Genomic DNA, 17,527 nt, shown 5'->3' on the forward strand with positions numbered 1-17,527 from the left:
CTTACCGGATTACTTACCAGCCGGTAAGTTCAGCAGGTGAGAACGCCTTTCGACCGGAGAATCCGCACCACCGAGCGGTCCACCCGGGCCATCGTGAGCCGCTTGGCCGCGACCTCCCGCTGCAGCGAGTCGAGCACCGAACTGACATGATCGGTGGCCAGCCACAACGCGACGTCGGAGCCCGCCTCGATGGCCATCGGCACCGCCTGCTCAATGGGATAACGAGCGCTGATGGCGGCCATGCCGGACAGGTCGTCGGAAAAGACCACGCCGTTGAAGGGCGGCCCGCCATAGGGCTGCCCGGTCCGCAACATGCCGATCGCCCGGGGGCTGATACTGGACGGGGTCTCCGGGCCGGTCAGCCCCGGGACGATCAGGTGGCCGACCATCACCGCCGCGTTGCCCGGGTTCTTGAGCAGGGTGCGATACGGCACCAGGTCACTCTTCTCCAGCGACGCGAGCGGCGGCGTCACCACGACGCCGAGATGTGAATCGCCGGAACCGTGCCCATGCCCGGGAAAGTGCTTGTACACCGGGGTGATCCCGGCCGACTGCAGACCGGCGGAGAAGGCCCCCGCGTACTCGGTGACGACGGCCGGGTCATTGCTGAACGACCGGTCACCGATCACCTCGTCGTCGGCCTCGGCACTCACGTCCACGTCCGGCGCGAAGTTCACGGTGACCCCCAGCTGCCGCAACTGCCGGCCCATCGACTGGCCCAGTGCCTGCACCTGGGCGGGGGTCTTGGTCTGCGCGAGTTCGCGGGCCGACGGGCTGTCGATACCCAGCGACGACAACCGCGACACACGCCCGCCCTCCTGGTCCACCGTGACCATCAGCGGGATCTTGCTGTTCCGCGAGATGCGGCCGGCGGCACCGCTGGACAGGATCGACATGTCGGTCCAGCTGCCGACAAAGATCCCGCCGACCTGTTCCTTGTTCACGATGGCCTGTGCGTCGGCCGCCCCGGTGACCCCGACGACGATCATCTGCGCAAGCTTCTGCCGCAACGTCATCTTTGAGAGTTCGGCTGTGCCACAAGCTGATACCGGTGCGGCAACGGCGCTCGACGACGGCGACGAGACCGCCGACGAACTGCGCGACGCCGACGTCGCGCTTTCCGCGGAGCCCGGTGACTGCTCCGACGCGCAACCCGCACCGGCCACCACGACGACCGCGACCGTCATCACCGCCAGTACGCCACGCACTCCTCGACCTCGCTGAGATGAGCCCATGCCTCGAGTCTGGCATGTAATCTGGCCCCATGGACCAGGGTGTCCACCAGACGCTGATGATCGCCTACGACGGCTCGCCGAATGCCGATCGCGCGATCCGCTACGCCGCACAATTCCTCCGCGCCGAGACCGCCCACGTGGTGACCGCCTGGCAGCCCGGCGGGATGTCGCCGGCACGCCTGTCCACACTCTCCGGCGGGATGCAGCCCTTCCTCGACACCCAACTCGAGGCCGGCGTCGACCATGCGCTCGAGGTGGAGGCGGAGACCCTCAACAAAAGCGGCGTGGAACTGGCCGTGTCGGTCGGGATGGATGCGCACGGATCGCTGGTCGAGGTGGAGTCGACAGTGTGGGCCGCGCTGGTCGCCGCCGCCGATGCCCTCGACGTCGATCTGCTGGTCACCGGAACCCGCGGCGCGTCGGGTCTGAAGGCCCTCTTACGGTCGAGCGTGGCCGAGGCCGTCCTCAAACATTGCCATCGTCCGGTGTTCATCGTGCCCGCCCAGTGTGAGAAGCAACCGCCGGTGACTCTGTAGTGCACTTTCCGCGCACTCATCAGAGACCTATGTGGTCAATGGTATTTTCGTCGCCATGACCAACAACCGCCTCGTCGCCGGAGCCGTGGCCGGAGTCGCCGGCATCCTGGTGGGACTCGGCGCCGTGTTCCTCGGTGGGTTCCTGTCCACCGAGACGAGCCCGTCGACGGACGTCAACAGCGTCAATCCGAACAGCGGTTTCGTCCAGGGCTCGGTCGACTACGGCACCCGGGGCGATACCGGGGCCGACAACTGACCTTCGAGGCCTGACCTGACCACCGCGGTCGATCGGTCCGACCCGGCACGGATCCGCGATCCCGCCCTCGACCGGACGCTGTCGAAGCGGGGAGTCGCCGTCGCCACGGTCTGCGCGCTCGTCGTCTCGTTCCTGCAGTCCCCTGGGCGGATCGCCGCCGACACCAAACTCGACCTCACCGCCGATCCGATCGGCTTCCTGAGCCGCGCCGCGCATCTGTGGACCCCCAACGCACCGATGGGCCAGGTGCAGAACCAGGCCTACGGCTATTTCTTTCCGCACGGCGCATTCTTCGCGCTCGGCGACCTCGCCCACCTCCCGCCCTGGATCGTCCAGCGCACCTGGTGGGCGCTGCTCCTCGTCATCGGTTTCGTCGGCATCGTGCGCCTTGCCGAGGCGCTCCGAGTGGGCTCGCCGGGATCGCGGGTGATCGCCGGACTCATCTTCGTCCTGAGCCCCCGCGTCCTCACCACCATCGGCTCGATCTCGTCGGAGACGCTGCCGATGGTGCTGGCCCCGTGGGTACTGGTGCCGCTGGTCCGTGTCCTCGACCGCGAGCGCGGACCGCTCTGGCGGCCGGCACTTCAGTCGGCCGCCGCGGTCGCACTGATGGGTGCGGTCAACGCGGTCGCGACGCTCGCCGCGCTCGGCGTCGCCGCCGTGTGGTGGCTGCTCCACGCGCCCGTCCTCAGCTCGGTCCCCGCGGCCCGCTGGTGGCGGTTCGGGGCATGGTGGGCCCTCGGAATGGTCATGGCGTGCGCCTGGTGGGTGGTGCCCCTGCTGATCCTGTCGCGGGTGAGCCCGCCGTTCCTCGACTTCATCGAGTCGTCGCGGGTCACCACCGAATGGACCTCATTGACCGAGGTGTTGCGGGGCACCAGCTCCTGGACCCCGTTCGTGTCGCCGGAACGCGTCGCCGGCGCGGTGCTGGTGGACCAGCCGGCCGCCGTGCTGGCGACCGGAGTGCTCGCCGCCGCCGGTCTGGCCGGATTGTGCATGCGGCACATGCCGTCCCGCGGCCGCCTGGCCACCGTGCTGGTGATCGGCCTCCTGCTGATGTGCCTCGGATTCGCCGGCGAACTCGGTTCTCCGATCGCCGAACAGGTCCGCGTTTTCCTCGACGGTGCCGGCGCGCCGTTGCGCAACATCCACAAGTTCGAACCGTTCATCCGTATCCCGCTGGTTCTGGGCACCGCGCATCTGCTCGCCCGCGTGCCGTTGCCCGGCACAGCCTCCCTACGGGAGATGTCGGCGGCCTTCGCGCACCCGCAGCGTTCCCGTCCGGTGGCCGCCGCGATCGTCGTCGCGGTTGCCGCCATCGGTGCGGGCTCGTTGATCTGGACGGGACAGCTGGCGCCTGCCGGCACGTACCGCACGATCCCCGATCACTGGTCGGCGGCGTCGAAGTGGCTGTCCGCACATGGCAGCCCACCGGGCAGCACCGCTCCGGTCCGCAGCCTCGTGGTGCCGGGCGCGCCATTCGCCGACCAACTCTGGGGCCTCACCCGCGACGAACCGATGCAACCCCTCGCCGAGGAGCCATGGGCAGTGCGCGACGCGATTCCGCTCACCCCGCCGGGTGCTATCCGGGCCCTCGACTCGGTGCAGCGCGACATCGCCGACGGCCGGGGCTCACCGGGACTCGCCGCCACCCTCGCCCAACAGGGCATCGGATATGTGGTGCTGCGTGCCGATCTCGATCCGGACACGTCCCGATCCGCACGACCGCTCGTCGCCCAGCAGGCCATCGACAACTCGCCCGGACTGGACCGGGTCGCGACCTTCGGCGCCGACGTCGGCCAGCCGAGCGTACCCGGGGTGGTGCGCGACAACGGTTTACGGCCGCTCTTGCCGGCGATCCAGATCTACGCGGTGCACAGCCCGATGGGATTCCCCGGTACCGGCCCCGTCCTCGTCGATGCGGACGCGGCGCCGCGGGTGGCCGGTGGCCCGGAAGCTCTTGCCGCGATTCAGGAACAGCGCGCCCGCACCGGACTCGCCCCGATGGGTCCGGCAGTCCTCGACGCCGACGCGCGCCGGGCCGGCCTCGCCGGCGGCCGCGGCGTCCTGATCACCGACACGCCCACCGACCGGGAGACCGACTTCGGCCGGGTCGACGACCACAGTTCGGCGATCCGCGCCCGGGGGGACCCGCGGCGCACCCAGAATGCGGCGCCCGACTACCCGGTCGACGGCCAGCCCCTCGTCGAGGGTCAGTGGCTCCTGAACAACCGGCCGGGGCAGGTCCGGGTGTCCACCTCCGGGTCAGCCTCGGATGCAACACAATTGGGACAGACCTCGCCGGCCAACTCGCCTTCGGCGGCATTCGACGGCGATCCCGACACGGCATGGGTGAGCAGTGGCCTCGAATCCGCGGTCGGCCGCTGGATGCGCCTGGACTTCACCGAGCCTCGCTCCGACCTCGCGGTGAACATCACGACGAGCAAGGCCCTCGGCTCCGATGTCAGCGGCATCCTGGTGTCCACCGAGGCGGGCAGTTCCGTCACGCAGGGCGTGGAGCCCGGCAAACCGGTCACCGTGACGGCTCCGAGTGGCCCCACCCGGTGGATGCAGATCCGGGCGATCAGTACGGCAGATGGCCGGGGCGGCAACCAGTTCGCCATCGGCGAGCTCTCATTGGCCGATCTGTCGAGCCACACGCCGCTCACCATCCGGCATCGTGTGGTGCTGCCACCGCCACCCGACGGGACGAAGGTGTCGGGATGGCTGCTCGGCGAGGAACTCGGTGGCCGATCGGCGTGTGTGGCCGACGGCGACTCGCAGCGGTGCGCTCCCGGCCTCGGCCTGAGCCCGGAGACGCCGGGGATCTTCACCCGCTCGTTGTCGGTGCCCGGCCCGACCGAGGTGAACCCGACCGTGGTGCTGCGACCGAAGTCCGGGGACGCGTTGCGTGGGCTGATCTCCGCACCCGGGCAGATCACCGCGGACGGACCGACCGGCGTCGACGACCCGCGCGGCAATGCAGGCGCCGCGGTCGACGGCGACGTCGGCACCACGTGGACTGCCCCCGAGACGTCGTCCGACTCCTCGGCGGACAAATCATCCGGGGACAAGAAGCGTGGCGACAAAGCGGAATTGGTGATCCGTCTCCCCCACGCACAGCGCGTCGACCGGCTGCGCATCGTCGCGCCGGAGCGCTACCCCGCCGCCCCACGGCGGGTGAGCGTCGACCTCGGCACCGGGCCCCAGGCCCGCGACGTCGGGCGGGACGGTGTGGTCGAGCTGGACCCGGCGGTCACCGACCGCATCGACCTCACGGTGACCAAGACCGCCGACCTCATCGACGTCAACAATCTCGGGTTCGCCCGGCCCGCGCCCGCCGGGATCAGCGAGGTGCAGATCAGTCCGGCACCGCCGGCACCGCCCGCCGACGATCGGGTCGTCGAGATCGGTTGTGACGCCGGCATAGGTCTCACCGTCTCGGGACAGGTGATCGGGATGTCGGTGCGCACCACGGCGGCGGCATTGCGAGCCGGTGAACCGATGGTCGCCCGGCCGTGCTCGCCTGCCGCGGTGAAACTCGGTGGCGGCGAACAGGAGTTGTCGGTCAACCCGGGGTCGGCGTTCACCGTCGACCAGGTGTCCATGCCGGTGCGTGGCGCGACCGAGGACGGCGGATCGTCGCCGGTCATGCCGAAGGTCACCGACTGGTCGTCGACCCACCGCACCGTGCAGGTGGAATCCGATGCACACCAGCGTGTCCTGGTCGTCCCGGAGAGCACCAACGACGGGTGGCAGGCCAGTCTGGGCGGCCGGTTGCTGAAGCCCGTCGTGATGAACGGCTGGCAGCAGGGCTGGCTGGTCCCGCCCGGCGAGGCGGGCACCGTCACACTGACGTACCGCTTCGACTCGCTGTACCGGTGGTCACTCGGGGTCGGGCTGACACTGGTCGCACTGCTCCTCGCGCTCGCCTGGTGGCCGCGCCGCGGTGCCGAGTCGCCGGAGGTCCGCCCGGCGGACCGGACGACTCCGGCGTGGGTCACCGCGACCGCGGCCGTGTCGTGGCTGGGCGCGTCGTGGCTGCTCACCGGCTGGTGGGGTCTGGCGGTAACGGTTCTGCTGGGCGGCGTCTCACTCTGGTTGCGCCCGCGGATCGGTGTCGCGGCGGTGTTCGCGGCCATGCTGCTCGCGACTCTGGGCCTGGCGAGCGGGCCATGGCACGCGACGGGCGGCTACCACGGCTTCGACTGGTGGGTTCAGCTACCGGCGTTGATCGCGGTGTCGCTGACGGTCTGGCTGGTCACGCTGGACGGTGAATCCGTGCGGACGCGCCTTGTCTCCCGGCTGCGGAGCCATCGGCGCGCCGGTTCTTCGATGAAGGCGTAGCTCGCGGCCGAGACACCGATGGTCAGCGCCACCGTGATGGTCCACACCAGCAGGAAATCGCCGCCGAACGGGACGATGCCGAAGAGCGGGAACACCACCGCGAGCACGGCGAGATGCCAGATGAAGATCCCGTACGACCAGCGGCCCAGGGCCAGCATCGGCGCAGAGGTCAACAGTCGGAACGGTCCGCGTGACATCACCAGCGGCGCCAGGATCGCCAGCCCGCAGATCGCGCCGAGCACCATCTTCGTGGCGAACTGCAGCGGCGAGAGGTCCCCCAATCCGGTCGGCCCCGCGAGCGGGGTGCAGGCCAGCACGTACGCCACCACCAGGACCGCCGCCATCAGCCGGCGTCGCGCACCGAGTCGTGCCGCGACGCGCATCCACCGCGCCACCGGCCGACGCTCGTGCAACTCGATCGCGCCGACGAGCTCGGCCAGGATCAGCCCGGCGATGAACCACGGCAGGTGGCCGAACACCCAGTTCTTCGGCTCGACACCGGCGGGGACGGGCAACGTCGTGGCCAACCAGGCCCAGCCGAGACTCAGCAGTCCGAGTCCGAACAGCGCCGGAATCCGCAGGCGGACCCGCCCGACGCCGTCGTCGCGCACCCGGAGCCGGACGAGGGCGAAGCCGATCAGCGGGAGCAGCGCATAGAACGCCACCTCCACCGACAGGCTCCACATCTGGGTGAGCCCGGCCGTCAGGGAGAGGGGGACAAAGACCTGGGTCAGCGTGAGGTTGGCCAGCCAGACCGTGAGGTCGGCGTTCTTCGCGTCCGGCAACAGCGACAGGACCAGGATCACCACGACGACATAGGCGGGCCAGATCCGGAGCACCCGATGGGCGAGGTAGCGGCCCACCCCTGGCCGCGGCAGCGTCGTGTTGGCGGCGGCCACCCATGGCCGCCAGAGCAGGAATCCCGAGAGCCCGAAGAACAACGCCACCGCCAGGTCGAGACGGCCGAGAGCCGGCCCGACCACGGGCAACTCCACCGCGCGGGTCTGGAAGGCGACGTGCGTGGTCAGCACCCCGATGGCGGCGAGGGCGCGCATCCCCTCGAGTTGCGGGAAGAAGCGTCGGGTCTCGCCTGCGACGTCGGGAGTGCGGGCGGCTCTGCGGGCGGTGGTGGTCATGCTGGTCAACCAGGGTACCGACCCGCGCCGTCGGATCGGGCGGCCGCGCACGGTCGGCGCGAAACTGCGCACGGTCGGCGCGAAACTGCGCACGGTCGACGGATGACTGGGCCCGATCGGCGGGTTGGGGTGGCCGGCGGGGCGGCCAGTACGCTCGCCGTTATGTCGTCAGCGGGGGAAACGTCGTCACCCGAGGGGCCGTCGTCGTCCGAGGGGCCGTCGTCACCCGAGGGGCCGTCATCACCTGCGCCGAGTCGTCTCTCGACCAAGGACCTGGTGGGACCGGTACTGATCTTCGTCGGCGGATTCCTGCTGGCGGCCGCCATCGCGCTGCCGACGCTGTTCGTCGACAACCTGCGGACCATCCCGCTGAGCACCGACGTCACGACCGTCGCACCGGCCACCTCCCCGGCTCGGGTCCTGGACCGGTGTTCGCTGGCCTCCCCGACGGCGCGCGTCGTCGACGCCGATCTGACCCGGCAGCAGCGCTTCGTGGCGGTGCGCCCCGCCGACGCGGACCGGGTGACGCTGCAGGCCGGGACGTCGGTGCGGGCCGAGCACCTGACGATCGACGGCCGTGAGGTCGATCCAGAGGCCCCGCGTCCGGGCAGCGACGCCACACCGGCGGCGGGCGCGTCGTCGTGCACCGATCCGATCATGGGTGCGGTACGCGACCGCATCACCCTCGACCGGGCCACCGCACTCCCGGACCTGACCGCCGCCGCAGGCCAGCAGGGCAGTTCGGAGATCCAGTACAACAGCAACTCGGCACCGGTCCGCGTGCCCGACCGCGACGGCTACACCTACCTGATGCCGTTCGGGGTGTCCGCCACCGACTCCGACCACACCTTCTTCGACGTGACGACCCGGCGCACCGTGCCCCTGCGCTACACCGGGGACACCACGGTCGCGGGCCACGACGTCGCGCGGTTCGTCGCCGTGGTCCCCGACACCGACCTCCACCAGATCGAGAACGGGGACGCACAGAGCACCCCGCCGACCATCATCACGCGCCCGGCCGGGTGGTTCGGCCTCCCCGGCGTCGATCCGGCCCGCAGTGTGAGTGCGACCCTGCACCACAGTGGCCGCTGGGAACTCGCGGTCGACACCACCACCGGCACCATCGTCGACGCGCACATCTCCGTCGACGAGAGCTACCGCTTCATCGACACCGCACTGCCCGACCGGCGGCTCACCAACATGTCCGCGACTTTCGCCTACGACCACCGGACCCAGCGCAGGCTCACCGAGCACGCCGCCGCACTCGCATCGCCCATCACCGTCTGGGGCCGGGTGGTCCCGCTGTTCGCCGCGATCATCGGTGTCGCGATGATCATCCTCGGGCTGGCCGTCATCAATCCCGCGTGGCGGCCGCGCCGATGGCGTCCGAGTGCGGCCCCGGACGCAGACCCACCAGCGTCGTCGTGACCGCCGCGACCGTCGCCGTGACGGCCGCGGTCACCGCCAGCGCGACGATGCCGTGTACGACGGTCAGGATCACCACGACCTCGACACCCACCGACACCCACGTCACCAGGGAGATCGCGGTGGCCTGCCGGGCGATCGCCGACAGCAGCGCGACCTGGAGCACGGCGAGTACCGAGCCCGTGTACGCGAACAGCCAGAGCACGCCCACCAGCGGCTGATACTCGGGCCGGACGACGATGGGCACCAGCGGACCGGCGGCCGCCGCGCCGGCGGTGAGTACCACGCCGATCGCCGCCACCACCATCACCGCATGGCCCAAGGACCGCCGCGAGATGGCCGGATCGGCCAGGCGCGGATAGAAGACCACGCCGACGGCCTGCGGCAGCCAGAACGCGACCTTGGTCGCGATCGCCCCCAGCGCATAGATCCCCGCATCGTCGGCCGACAGCACGGTGCGCGAGAGGAGCAGATCGGCCGACGCCGCGACGATCAGCACCAGTTGCACCCCCGAAGCCCGGACGACGTCGAGCAGATCGAGTCCGTCCGGGACCGCCGAACCCACCGTCGGTCGCGCCCGACCCGTCGACCGCACCACCCAGGTCACCAGGACAGCACCGACCGCGGCGCCGAGCGCGCCGGCCGCCAGCGCACCGGTCGGTCCGGCACCGACGGCCAGCACCGCGATCACCGGCACCGTGCGCAGCACCCCGACCGCGGCGAGCACCCAGGCGAGCAGCCGGAACTGTCCCCGCCCCTGCAGCACTCCCTGGCCTGCCCCGATCACCGCCAGCATCGGTGCCGCGGACAACGCGGCCAGCGCCGCATCCACCCCCATCGACGCGAACCAGGCCATCAGCGGGGCGGCCGCACCGACCAGCACGATCACCACGCCCACGGTCAGCAGCGAGACGCGGCGGATCCGGGCCGGATCGGCGTGCTGCACGACAGCCCGGGCGACCACGGCCTGTAATGCCAGGGCCGCCACCCCGAGTACCAGCATCGCCGAGAGCCCGACCGCGAACTCCCCGTACTCGGCGGTGCTCAGCCACCAGCGGCTCGCGGTGAGGTGGATCAGGTAGGCACAGACGTTCGCGACCATCGATCCTGCGGCCACCCAGCCGAGGGCGCCGGCCAGCGCGCCGCGGTCGGTTCGCTCCACCATGGCGTCAAGTGTGCATGTCGGATGCGTCGCGGAGCCGGAAGGGGCGCTTTGCACCCGACGACGCCGATAGGCAACGATGGTGGGGACAGTGAGCCCCATCCGAACGTGAGAAAGCCCGATGTACGACCAGAACACGACCGACGACGTGGCCGACGGGCCGGCCGGCTTCCGCATCGATCCGGTACTCGCGCGCAGCTGGCTGCTGGTCAACGGGTCGCAGGCCGGCCGATTCGAGCCCGCCGTGCAGTCCCGTGCCGACATCGTGGTGCTCGACATCGAGGACGCCGTCGCACCGAAGGACAAGATCGCCGCGCGCGACAACGTGATCCGGTGGATGGCCGACGGCCACTCCGACTGGGTTCGCGTCAACGGCTTCGGGACACCCTGGTGGGCCGACGATCTGGCGGCCCTGGCGACGACGTCGGTGGGCGGCGTGATGCTTGCGATGGTGGAGTCGGTCGACCATGTCAGCGAGACGGCCAAGCGACTCCCCGACGTCCCGATCGTCGCTCTCGTCGAGACCGCCCGCGGCCTCGAGCGGATCAGCGAGATCGCCTCCGCCAAGGGCACCTTCCGACTCGCCTTCGGCATCGGCGACTTCCGACGCGACACCGGATTCGGCGACAACCCGGCCACCCTCGCCTATGCCCGGTCGCGATTCACCATCGCCGCCAAGGCCGCCCACCTGCCGAGCGCGATCGACGGGCCGACCGTCGGTTCGAGCGCACTGAAACTGTCCGAGGCAACCGCGGTCAGCGCCGAGTTCGGGATGACCGGCAAGATCTGCCTGACCCCGGACCAATGCCATCCGGTGAACGAGGGTCTGTCCCCGTCACACGACGAGATCAGTTGGGCGAAGGAGTTCTTCGCCGAGTTCGAGCGCGACGGCGGCGAGATCCGCAACGGCTCCGACCTCCCCCGCATCGCACGTGCCACCAAGATCCTCGATCTGGCCCGCGCGTACGGGATCGGATCGACCACCGTCTACGCGGACGACCCGGATCACGTGCCGGCGCCGTCGGACACCTACCACTACTGAGCAAGCGACGCCGAGCATCGCCGCCCCCACAGACCGAGAAGAGATGACCTCCCCGCGGCATCTGTTGCCCACCCTCTATCTCGTCTCCGCCGCACTGTCGGCACTCGTCCTGGGCCCCGTCCTGCGCTCCGGGCATCTGCTCTACCGCGACGCGGTCTCCACGCCCCGCTCGTTCGTCACCGATCCCGCCCTCGGCCTCGGCGACGTGGCCGCGCGCGCCGTGCCGCAGGACTGGGTGGTCGCGACGCTCAGCGGCCTCGTCGACGGCGGCGCCGTGGTCACCGCGATCACCTTCGCGGCGCTGACCCTCGCCGGGGTCGGCTACGGACGGATGGCGATCAGGCTCGTGCCATCCGCCGGTCGCAGCGGCGCGGTGGCCGCCGCGCTCGTCGCGATCTGGAATCCCTATGTGGCCGAACGCCTTCTGCAGGGACACTGGAGTCTGATGGTGTCGTACGCGGCGCTCGGCTGGATCGTCGTCGGGGCGGTCGAGGTCATCCGCAGACCCGGGTGGCCCGGCTGGGTGCAGCTCGCCGCCGCCACGGCGTGCGCCGGTTTCACACCCACCGGCTCGATCCTGGTGGCCATCCTGCTCCTCGTGGTCCTCATGGTCCCGCTGGTCCGCGCACGGCGGTGGCGCCAGATCGGAACCCTCTGCGGGATCTGGCTTCTCGGTGCTCTCCCGTGGCTCACCGCGACCCTCGTCGGGACCGCCCCGGCGACCACCGGCTCCGACGGTTTCACCGTGTTCGGCGCGCGTGCCGAGTCGGGTCTGGGCACGCTCGGCACGGTGATCGGACTCGGTGGCATCTGGAATGCCGACGCGGTGCCGGCGAGCCGGACCATCTGGTGGGCGGCGGTGGCGACCCTGTTGCTGCTGATCGTGGTCGCCGTCGGCGGCCGATGGCTCTGGACGCACCGGGAACGTCGCGACCGACTGGTCGGAACCCTCGCCGTACTGGCCGGGGTGACCGCACTCGCCGTGACCGTCGCCGCCGTCGGCCCGGTGGCCGCCGGGTTGTCGCGGCTGGCCGCGGACGTTCCCGGCGTCGGGTTGTTCCGGGATACCCAGAAATATCTTGCGCTGATGGTGCCGTTCTTCGCAGTGGCCGCGGCGGCCGCGGTGCTCGCCGTCCGACGGTGGGTCCCCGCAGGTTTCGCACTCGCGGCGACGGCGTTGCTGATCGCCGCGCCGCTCCCGGATCTCGCCTGGGGGGTGGGCGGGCAGATCCGTACCATCACCTATCCGTCGGACTGGGCCACCGTGGCGCGCATCGTCCCGGCCGACCGCGGCGCCGTCGCGGTGTGGCCCACCGGCGCGGTGCGCCGGTACGCGTTCACCGACGTCCCGTCGCTCGACCCGCTGCCGCGGATGGTGCGCGCGCCGGTCACCGATTCGGGGTTGCTCACCGTCGACGGGGTCGTGGTGGACCCGGCATCCGGGCGTGGTGCCGACGTGGACGCGGTCCTCCACGACGGCGGGTCGCCGTCGTCGCTGGCCGCATTGGGCGTCGGCTGGGTGGTGGTGGAGAACGACGCACCGCCGAGCACGCTCGCCGACGAGTCGACCGCGGTGTTCCGCGGCGCGGACCTGACGCTCTATCGCATCGACGATCCGGCCGCCGGGGCGGACGCGTCTGCGACGTCACGCGCAGTGGTGATCAGTGCACATCTGCTCTGGTCGGCGACGGTGCTGCTCGGCGCATGCGCCGCGATGTGGGCAGCACGTCGTCGAACACCTCGATGAAACCGTCCGCGGTCGCTGACCACGAGTAGCCCTCCGCCTTGAGTTGGGCGTTGTCGCCGAGCCGGGCCGCCTCGTCCGGGTTGTCGATGAGTTTCCTGGTGGCACTGACGAGTTCGTCGACTCCGTCCACCAGCAGTCCGGTCTCGCCGTGCTCGACGGATTCGACCAGCCCGACCGAACTCCGATAGCCGATGGTCGGCACCCGATGCTGCGCGGCCTCGATCACGGCGAGGCCCCACCCTTCCTTGCGGGAGGGCATGAGGTGCACATTCGCCTGGGCCAGCAGCTCGTGTTTGCGGTCCTCGCTGACGTGACCGTGGAACGTCACGTGCTCGTCGACGCCCAGTTCGGTTGCACATCTGCGTAATTGGTCCGACCACCACCCACCGCCGATCACGTCGAGGTGGACCTCCGGACGCGAGTGCGCCAGCTCGGCGACCACCGCGAGGGCGTCCTCGACCTGCTTGTGCGGCACGAGACGCGACAACACGCAGAGGCGGGTGGCCGCCTCTGCGGCATGCGACGCATCCGCGGACGGTCCGGACAGTGGGTCGATTCCGTTGCGGATCACGGTGATCCGGCTCTCGTCGACGCCGAGGGAGGCGAGCTCCGCAGCCGACGGGCCGGAGACCGTGACATAACGGTTCCGGCGGTGCACGCGCGGCGAGACCGACGACTCGAGGAACCAGCCGAGCCGACCGAGCAACCGGCCGGCCACCGGCCACTGCTCGCGATGGCAGTGGTGCACCAGGACGACGGTCGGCGCCCGCGACACGAGCGCGGAGAAGAACGGGATGCCGTTCTGGGTGTCCACCACGACGTCGGGGGCGATCCGGCCCAGCCGACCGCGACCGAACGTGCCCGCCACGATCGTCGCGAGAGCTCGCGGATAGACCGACAGGCGACCGCCGGCACGCAGGATGCGGACACCGTCACGAACATCTTCGGTCGCCGCGCCGTCGTAGGCGGCGGTGAGGAGGGTGACCCGCATACCCCGGGCCACCAGCTCGGCGCCGACGCGTTCGAGATAGCGCTCACTGCCGCCACCTTGCGGGTGGGCGGTGTCGCGCCAGCACAGAAGCAGGACATGAGTGGGATCGGTCATCGCAGAACAAGCGTACCGATCGGGATCAGATCTTCGGAAAGGTTCCCAAGGCCGTACGTGGCGTCCCCTCCACATCGCGTCCGAACCCTGGGAACCTCATCCAGATGCAGGCTGCATTGCCGTTGCGGCTACACTGTAGCCGAAACCCCGACGCGCGTCTACAACAGTAGTTGAGTCGGACTCGTGACTCCATAGGTGATTTCGCCGCCTATACCGACAGCTAGGACGGCCAGGCCACCCCATGCCCGAATCCACCGAATCCCCCGAATTCGGGTCACCCGACTGGTGGCACGAACAACCCTCGGAGCCGGCCGACGCGCACCGCGCCGCCGGGGGCCGACCTCCGTTTCCGGTCGACGAGATCCTCACCGAGGCCCTGGCGCTGCTCGCCGCGGGCGGGATCGAAGGCCTGGGTATGCGGGCCCTGGCACGGCGACTCGGGTCATCGACCTCCACGTTGTATCGCCAGCTCCCGGGTGGTCGGGAGGAGCTCTGCACGAGGCTCGCCGAACGCGTGATGCACGAGGCGGTGTCCGAGATCGGCGCGGCCGATCTCGGTGACGAGTGGAGTTCGGTGGTCGAGGGCTCCGCCATCATCGCCTTCGACGCGCTGTGCCGGAACCCGCACTCGGCCGCATTGTTCGCCGGACAGGTCTACTTCGGCCCGATGGGCCTGCTGCGATACGAGGAATCGCTACGACTGCTGCTCGGCGCGGGCCTGTCCCCCACCAGGGCCGCGGCCGCGGACCACGCTCTCGCCAGGCTCATCGTCGGTTATGCCCTGCAGGAGTCCCACGACGCGGCGCCGAGGCGTGCGACGATCACCGAGTATTACCGTCGGCTCGACACCACCCGATTCCCGTCCGTGACCACGGTCCTGCCTGCCCTGCCCGAGGATCTGCGAGCCGAGTTCGTCTTCGCGCTGCGGACATTCGTGGCCGGCCTGCGACAACTCGTCGCGCAGTCGGACGGCGGCGCGGACGCCGATCAGGAAGGCTGAGATCCCGATGCCCCGTTCCCCGAGCGGTTTCGCCCGGTATGCGACGTTGTCCAGGGCGGCCCGCCTGCTCAACGATTTCCGCTTCGAACAGAGCGACCCCGCACGCTTTTACGGCGCGATCGCCGACGACACGGCACGGATGGTCGCCGACTGGCATCCGGCTCCCCTCGACGGTGCCGTGATCCTCGATGTCGGTGGCGGCCCCGGCTATTTCGCCGACGCGTTCGACGATCGCGGGGCGCACTACATCTCGGTCGAACCGGATCCCTCCGAGATGCACGCGGGCGGTCTGGACCATCGCGCGTCGGTCCGGGGCGACGGCCGGCATCTCCCGTTCGCCGACGCGTCGATGGACGTCGCCGTGTCGTCGAACGTCGTCGAACACACCTCGGCGCCCTGGGCGATGGCCGAGGAGATGCTGCGCGTGACCCGGCCCGGCGGGACGGTGATCATCAGCTACACCCTCTGGTGGGGCCCCTTCGGCGGACACGAGATGGGTCTGACGCACTACGCGGGTGGACACCGTGCGGCCCGCTGGTACACCCGCAGGCACGGACATCCGCCGAAGAACCTGTTCGGCACCTCCCTGTTCCCGGTGACCGCGGCGCAGGGGCTGCGATGGGCGGCCGACGCCGACCCGCGGGCGGTCCGCGTCGCGGCATTCCCGCGGTACCTGCCGCACTGGCTGTGGTGGGTCATGCGGGTGCCGGGCCTGCGTGAGGTGCTCGGGACGAATCTCGTTCTGGTGCTGCGGAAACGCTGAGTCCGACCCCACGAGCCGCCGCGCGCGCCAGAATGTTGTGACGGGGGCCATACTGCACGCTCCCGCCCACGGTGGAGAGGCAGGGGCGTATGGCAGGCGTACTCGACGCGGTGAGAGACCGACTCGACGACGGCGTTCGCAACATCAAGAGTGCGGTGGTCCTGCAACGGACCGGCATCCTCGACTTCACCGACCTCAAGGGAATGCTGCGCGGGATCAAGTGGGCCAACACCATGGGCGCGCAGGCGTCGCTGATCCTGCGGAACGCCGAGGAATTCCCGGACGCGCCGGCGCTGGCCGACGAACGCGGGGAACTGACCTACCGCGAGCTGAGCGATCAGGCCAACGCTCTCGCGAATGCGCTGCTCGCCTCCGGCATCGAGCCCGGTGCCGTCGTCGGCGTGCTGGCGCGCGACCACCGCGGCCTGCTGCTGTCGATCACCGCGGCGGGGCGGGCCGGCTACAAACTCGCATTGATGAACACGGGGTTCGGCAAACCCCAGTTCGCCGAGGTGGCGAAGCGGGAGGAACTGGCCGCGGTGCTGCACGATAGCGAGTTCATCGACCTGCTCAGCGCGCTCCCGGCCGACATCCCGCGTTACCTGACGTGGTCCGACGGAAACGACGGTGACTACGGTGACCACGGTGACTACGAGGCCCCACTGATCGAGGACATCGTCGCATCCGGCGACACGTCGTTGCCGCCGCTGCCGAAGACCCCCGGCGGATTCATCATCCTCACCAGCGGCACCACCGGACTGCCCAAGGGTGCGCCGCGTGGAAAGATGAATCCCTTCTCGTCGGCGATGTTCGTCGACCGCATCCCCTTCCCGGAACGCGGCAGCGTGGTGATCGTCTCCCCGATCTTCCACTCCACCGGCTTCGGCATGTGGGGCGTATCCAACGCGAAGGCCAACAAGGCGGTCCTGCTGCGGCGGTTCGATGCCGAGAAGACGCTGGCCGCACTCGCCGAGCACCGGGCCGAGATGCTCGTCGCGGTCCCGACCATGCTGCACCGGATGCTCGCCCTGGGTCCGGAGAAGATCGCCGGGTACGACCTGAGCGCGTTGCGGGCCATCGTCATCGCCGGATCACCGCTGACCCCCACGCTGAGCGAGGCCGTCCAGGATGCCTTCGGCGACGTCCTCTACAACATGTACGGCTCCACCGAGGTCGCCGTCGCGTCGGTCGCCCAGCCGCAGGAACTACGCCTCGCACCGGGCACGGTCGGACGGTCGACCGTCGCCGGCCGCCTACGCCTCTACGACGACGCAGACCGGCAGCTCACCGACAACCATCAGAGCGGCCGGCTGTTCGTGCGGAGCTCCGCACCGTTCGAGGGCTACACCGACGGACGGCACAAACAGATCATCGACGGCTACATGTCGACCGGCGACATGGCCCACTTCGACGAGCACGGACTGCTGCACATCGACGGTCGCGACGACGACATGATCCTGTCCGGCGGCGAGAACGTCTACCCCGGTGAGGTGGAGAACCTGCTGGCCGAGCACGCCGACATCGACGACGTCGCTGTCATCGGGGTCGACGACGATGAATTCGGCACCCGCCTACGGGCATTCGTCGTTCCCACGCCCGGCGCACATCCCGCGGCGCAGGAGATCCGCGACCACGTGCGGGCCCACCTCGCCCGCTATAAGGTGCCGCGCGACGTCATCTTCCTCGACGAACTGCCGCGCAACCCCACCGGCAAACTGCTGCGGCGGGAGCTCGTCACGTGGCGCGACGAGGACCGGACGTAGCGTTCCCGTC

At 70.1% G+C, this 17,527-nt stretch carries 13 protein-coding genes and 1 pseudogene; 10 read left to right on the forward strand and 4 right to left on the reverse strand.

Features of this window, described 5'->3' with window-relative positions; translation table 11 throughout:
* Nucleotides 1-29: 29 nt before the first annotated feature.
* Nucleotides 30-1,016 (reverse strand): glycoside hydrolase family 3 N-terminal domain-containing protein, encoded by a 987-nt coding sequence (locus ACPXCG_RS06835; RefSeq protein ID WP_425790330.1) that lies wholly within the window; start codon nucleotides 1,014-1,016, stop codon nucleotides 30-32.
* Between the two features lie 16 nt (nucleotides 1,017-1,032).
* Between ACPXCG_RS06835 and ACPXCG_RS06840 the strand changes: the two genes are divergently transcribed.
* The 4 genes and pseudogenes from ACPXCG_RS06840 to ACPXCG_RS06855 all read left to right on the forward strand — a co-directional run.
* Nucleotides 1,033-1,224, forward strand: coding sequence for a hypothetical protein (locus tag ACPXCG_RS06840; protein ID WP_425790331.1), 192 nt, complete (start codon nucleotides 1,033-1,035; stop codon nucleotides 1,222-1,224).
* Nucleotides 1,225-1,264: 40 nt separating this feature from the next.
* The gene (locus ACPXCG_RS06845; RefSeq protein ID WP_425790332.1) at nucleotides 1,265-1,771 is read left to right on the forward strand and encodes a universal stress protein; all 507 of its coding nucleotides are present in this window, start codon (nucleotides 1,265-1,267) and stop codon (nucleotides 1,769-1,771) included.
* 55 nt (nucleotides 1,772-1,826) lie between these two features.
* The gene (locus ACPXCG_RS06850; protein WP_425790334.1) at nucleotides 1,827-2,027 is read left to right on the forward strand and encodes a DUF2613 domain-containing protein; all 201 of its coding nucleotides are present in this window, start codon (nucleotides 1,827-1,829) and stop codon (nucleotides 2,025-2,027) included.
* A gap of 78 nt (nucleotides 2,028-2,105) precedes the next feature.
* Nucleotides 2,106-5,405: pseudogene (locus ACPXCG_RS06855) on the forward strand (DUF3367 domain-containing protein); the annotation flags it as partial.
* 839 nt (nucleotides 5,406-6,244) lie between these two features.
* Here ACPXCG_RS06855 and ACPXCG_RS06860 read toward each other — a convergent pair.
* Nucleotides 6,245-7,510 carry an acyltransferase family protein gene (locus ACPXCG_RS06860; RefSeq protein ID WP_425790336.1) on the reverse strand — a complete coding sequence of 422 codons (1,266 nt, stop codon included), beginning with the start codon at nucleotides 7,508-7,510 and terminating at the stop codon, nucleotides 6,245-6,247.
* A 162-nt stretch (nucleotides 7,511-7,672) separates the two neighbouring features.
* Between ACPXCG_RS06860 and ACPXCG_RS06865 the strand changes: the two genes are divergently transcribed.
* Nucleotides 7,673-8,938, forward strand: coding sequence for a DUF3068 domain-containing protein (locus ACPXCG_RS06865; RefSeq protein ID WP_425790338.1), 1,266 nt, complete (start codon nucleotides 7,673-7,675; stop codon nucleotides 8,936-8,938).
* Here ACPXCG_RS06865 and ACPXCG_RS06870 read toward each other — a convergent pair.
* Complete coding sequence (locus ACPXCG_RS06870; protein WP_425790340.1) at nucleotides 8,865-10,100, reverse strand: polysaccharide biosynthesis protein; 1,236 nt, start codon at nucleotides 10,098-10,100, stop codon at nucleotides 8,865-8,867. The genes ACPXCG_RS06865 and ACPXCG_RS06870 overlap by 74 nt on opposite strands.
* A gap of 118 nt (nucleotides 10,101-10,218) precedes the next feature.
* On the opposite strand from ACPXCG_RS06870, the gene ACPXCG_RS06875 reads away from it, so the two are divergent.
* Nucleotides 10,219-11,139 carry an HpcH/HpaI aldolase/citrate lyase family protein gene (locus ACPXCG_RS06875; protein WP_425790341.1) on the forward strand — a complete coding sequence of 307 codons (921 nt, stop codon included), beginning with the start codon at nucleotides 10,219-10,221 and terminating at the stop codon, nucleotides 11,137-11,139.
* 43 nt (nucleotides 11,140-11,182) lie between these two features.
* Nucleotides 11,183-12,886 (forward strand): hypothetical protein, encoded by a 1,704-nt coding sequence (locus ACPXCG_RS06880; RefSeq protein WP_425790343.1) that lies wholly within the window; start codon nucleotides 11,183-11,185, stop codon nucleotides 12,884-12,886.
* Here ACPXCG_RS06880 and ACPXCG_RS06885 read toward each other — a convergent pair.
* A complete protein-coding gene (locus ACPXCG_RS06885; RefSeq protein ID WP_425790345.1) occupies nucleotides 12,801-13,991 on the reverse strand; it encodes a glycosyltransferase family 4 protein in 1,191 nt (396 codons plus the stop codon). The genes ACPXCG_RS06880 and ACPXCG_RS06885 overlap by 86 nt on opposite strands.
* Nucleotides 13,992-14,232: 241 nt before the next feature.
* Between ACPXCG_RS06885 and ACPXCG_RS06890 the strand changes: the two genes are divergently transcribed.
* From ACPXCG_RS06890 to ACPXCG_RS06900, 3 genes are all read left to right on the forward strand, one after another.
* On the forward strand, nucleotides 14,233-14,991 hold the full coding sequence (locus ACPXCG_RS06890; RefSeq protein WP_425790347.1) for a TetR/AcrR family transcriptional regulator: 759 nt from the start codon (nucleotides 14,233-14,235) through the stop codon (nucleotides 14,989-14,991).
* Nucleotides 14,992-14,998: 7 nt separating this feature from the next.
* On the forward strand, nucleotides 14,999-15,754 hold the full coding sequence (locus ACPXCG_RS06895) for a class I SAM-dependent methyltransferase (protein WP_425790349.1): 756 nt from the start codon (nucleotides 14,999-15,001) through the stop codon (nucleotides 15,752-15,754).
* Between the two features lie 89 nt (nucleotides 15,755-15,843).
* Nucleotides 15,844-17,517, forward strand: coding sequence for an AMP-binding protein (locus ACPXCG_RS06900; protein ID WP_425790351.1), 1,674 nt, complete (start codon nucleotides 15,844-15,846; stop codon nucleotides 17,515-17,517).
* The last annotated feature ends 10 nt before the right edge of the window (nucleotides 17,518-17,527 follow it).

This window comes from Gordonia sp. DT218, assembly GCF_049847105.1.
In the GTDB taxonomy this organism is placed as follows: domain Bacteria; phylum Actinomycetota; class Actinomycetes; order Mycobacteriales; family Mycobacteriaceae; genus Gordonia.

Bases quoted from the DNA above. Each gene is read 5' to 3' on its own strand.
- ACPXCG_RS06890 (WP_425790347.1), top strand. From the start codon at position 14,233: ATGCCCGAATCCACCGAATCCCCCGAATTCGGGTCACCCGACTGGTGG.
- ACPXCG_RS06900 (WP_425790351.1), top strand. From the start codon at position 15,844: ATGGCAGGCGTACTCGACGCGGTGAGAGACCGACTCGACGACGGCGTT.
- ACPXCG_RS06865 (WP_425790338.1), top strand. From the start codon at position 7,673: ATGTCGTCAGCGGGGGAAACGTCGTCACCCGAGGGGCCGTCGTCGTCC.
- ACPXCG_RS06885 (WP_425790345.1), bottom strand. From the start codon at position 13,991: ATGACCGATCCCACTCATGTCCTGCTTCTGTGCTGGCGCGACACCGCC.
- ACPXCG_RS06845 (WP_425790332.1), top strand. From the start codon at position 1,265: ATGGACCAGGGTGTCCACCAGACGCTGATGATCGCCTACGACGGCTCG.
- ACPXCG_RS06895 (WP_425790349.1), top strand. From the start codon at position 14,999: ATGCCCCGTTCCCCGAGCGGTTTCGCCCGGTATGCGACGTTGTCCAGG.
- ACPXCG_RS06835 (WP_425790330.1), bottom strand. From the start codon at position 1,016: ATGACGTTGCGGCAGAAGCTTGCGCAGATGATCGTCGTCGGGGTCACC.
- ACPXCG_RS06880 (WP_425790343.1), top strand. From the start codon at position 11,183: ATGACCTCCCCGCGGCATCTGTTGCCCACCCTCTATCTCGTCTCCGCC.
- ACPXCG_RS06850 (WP_425790334.1), top strand. From the start codon at position 1,827: ATGACCAACAACCGCCTCGTCGCCGGAGCCGTGGCCGGAGTCGCCGGC.
- ACPXCG_RS06875 (WP_425790341.1), top strand. From the start codon at position 10,219: ATGTACGACCAGAACACGACCGACGACGTGGCCGACGGGCCGGCCGGC.
- ACPXCG_RS06860 (WP_425790336.1), bottom strand. From the start codon at position 7,510: ATGACCACCACCGCCCGCAGAGCCGCCCGCACTCCCGACGTCGCAGGC.
- ACPXCG_RS06870 (WP_425790340.1), bottom strand. From the start codon at position 10,100: ATGGTGGAGCGAACCGACCGCGGCGCGCTGGCCGGCGCCCTCGGCTGG.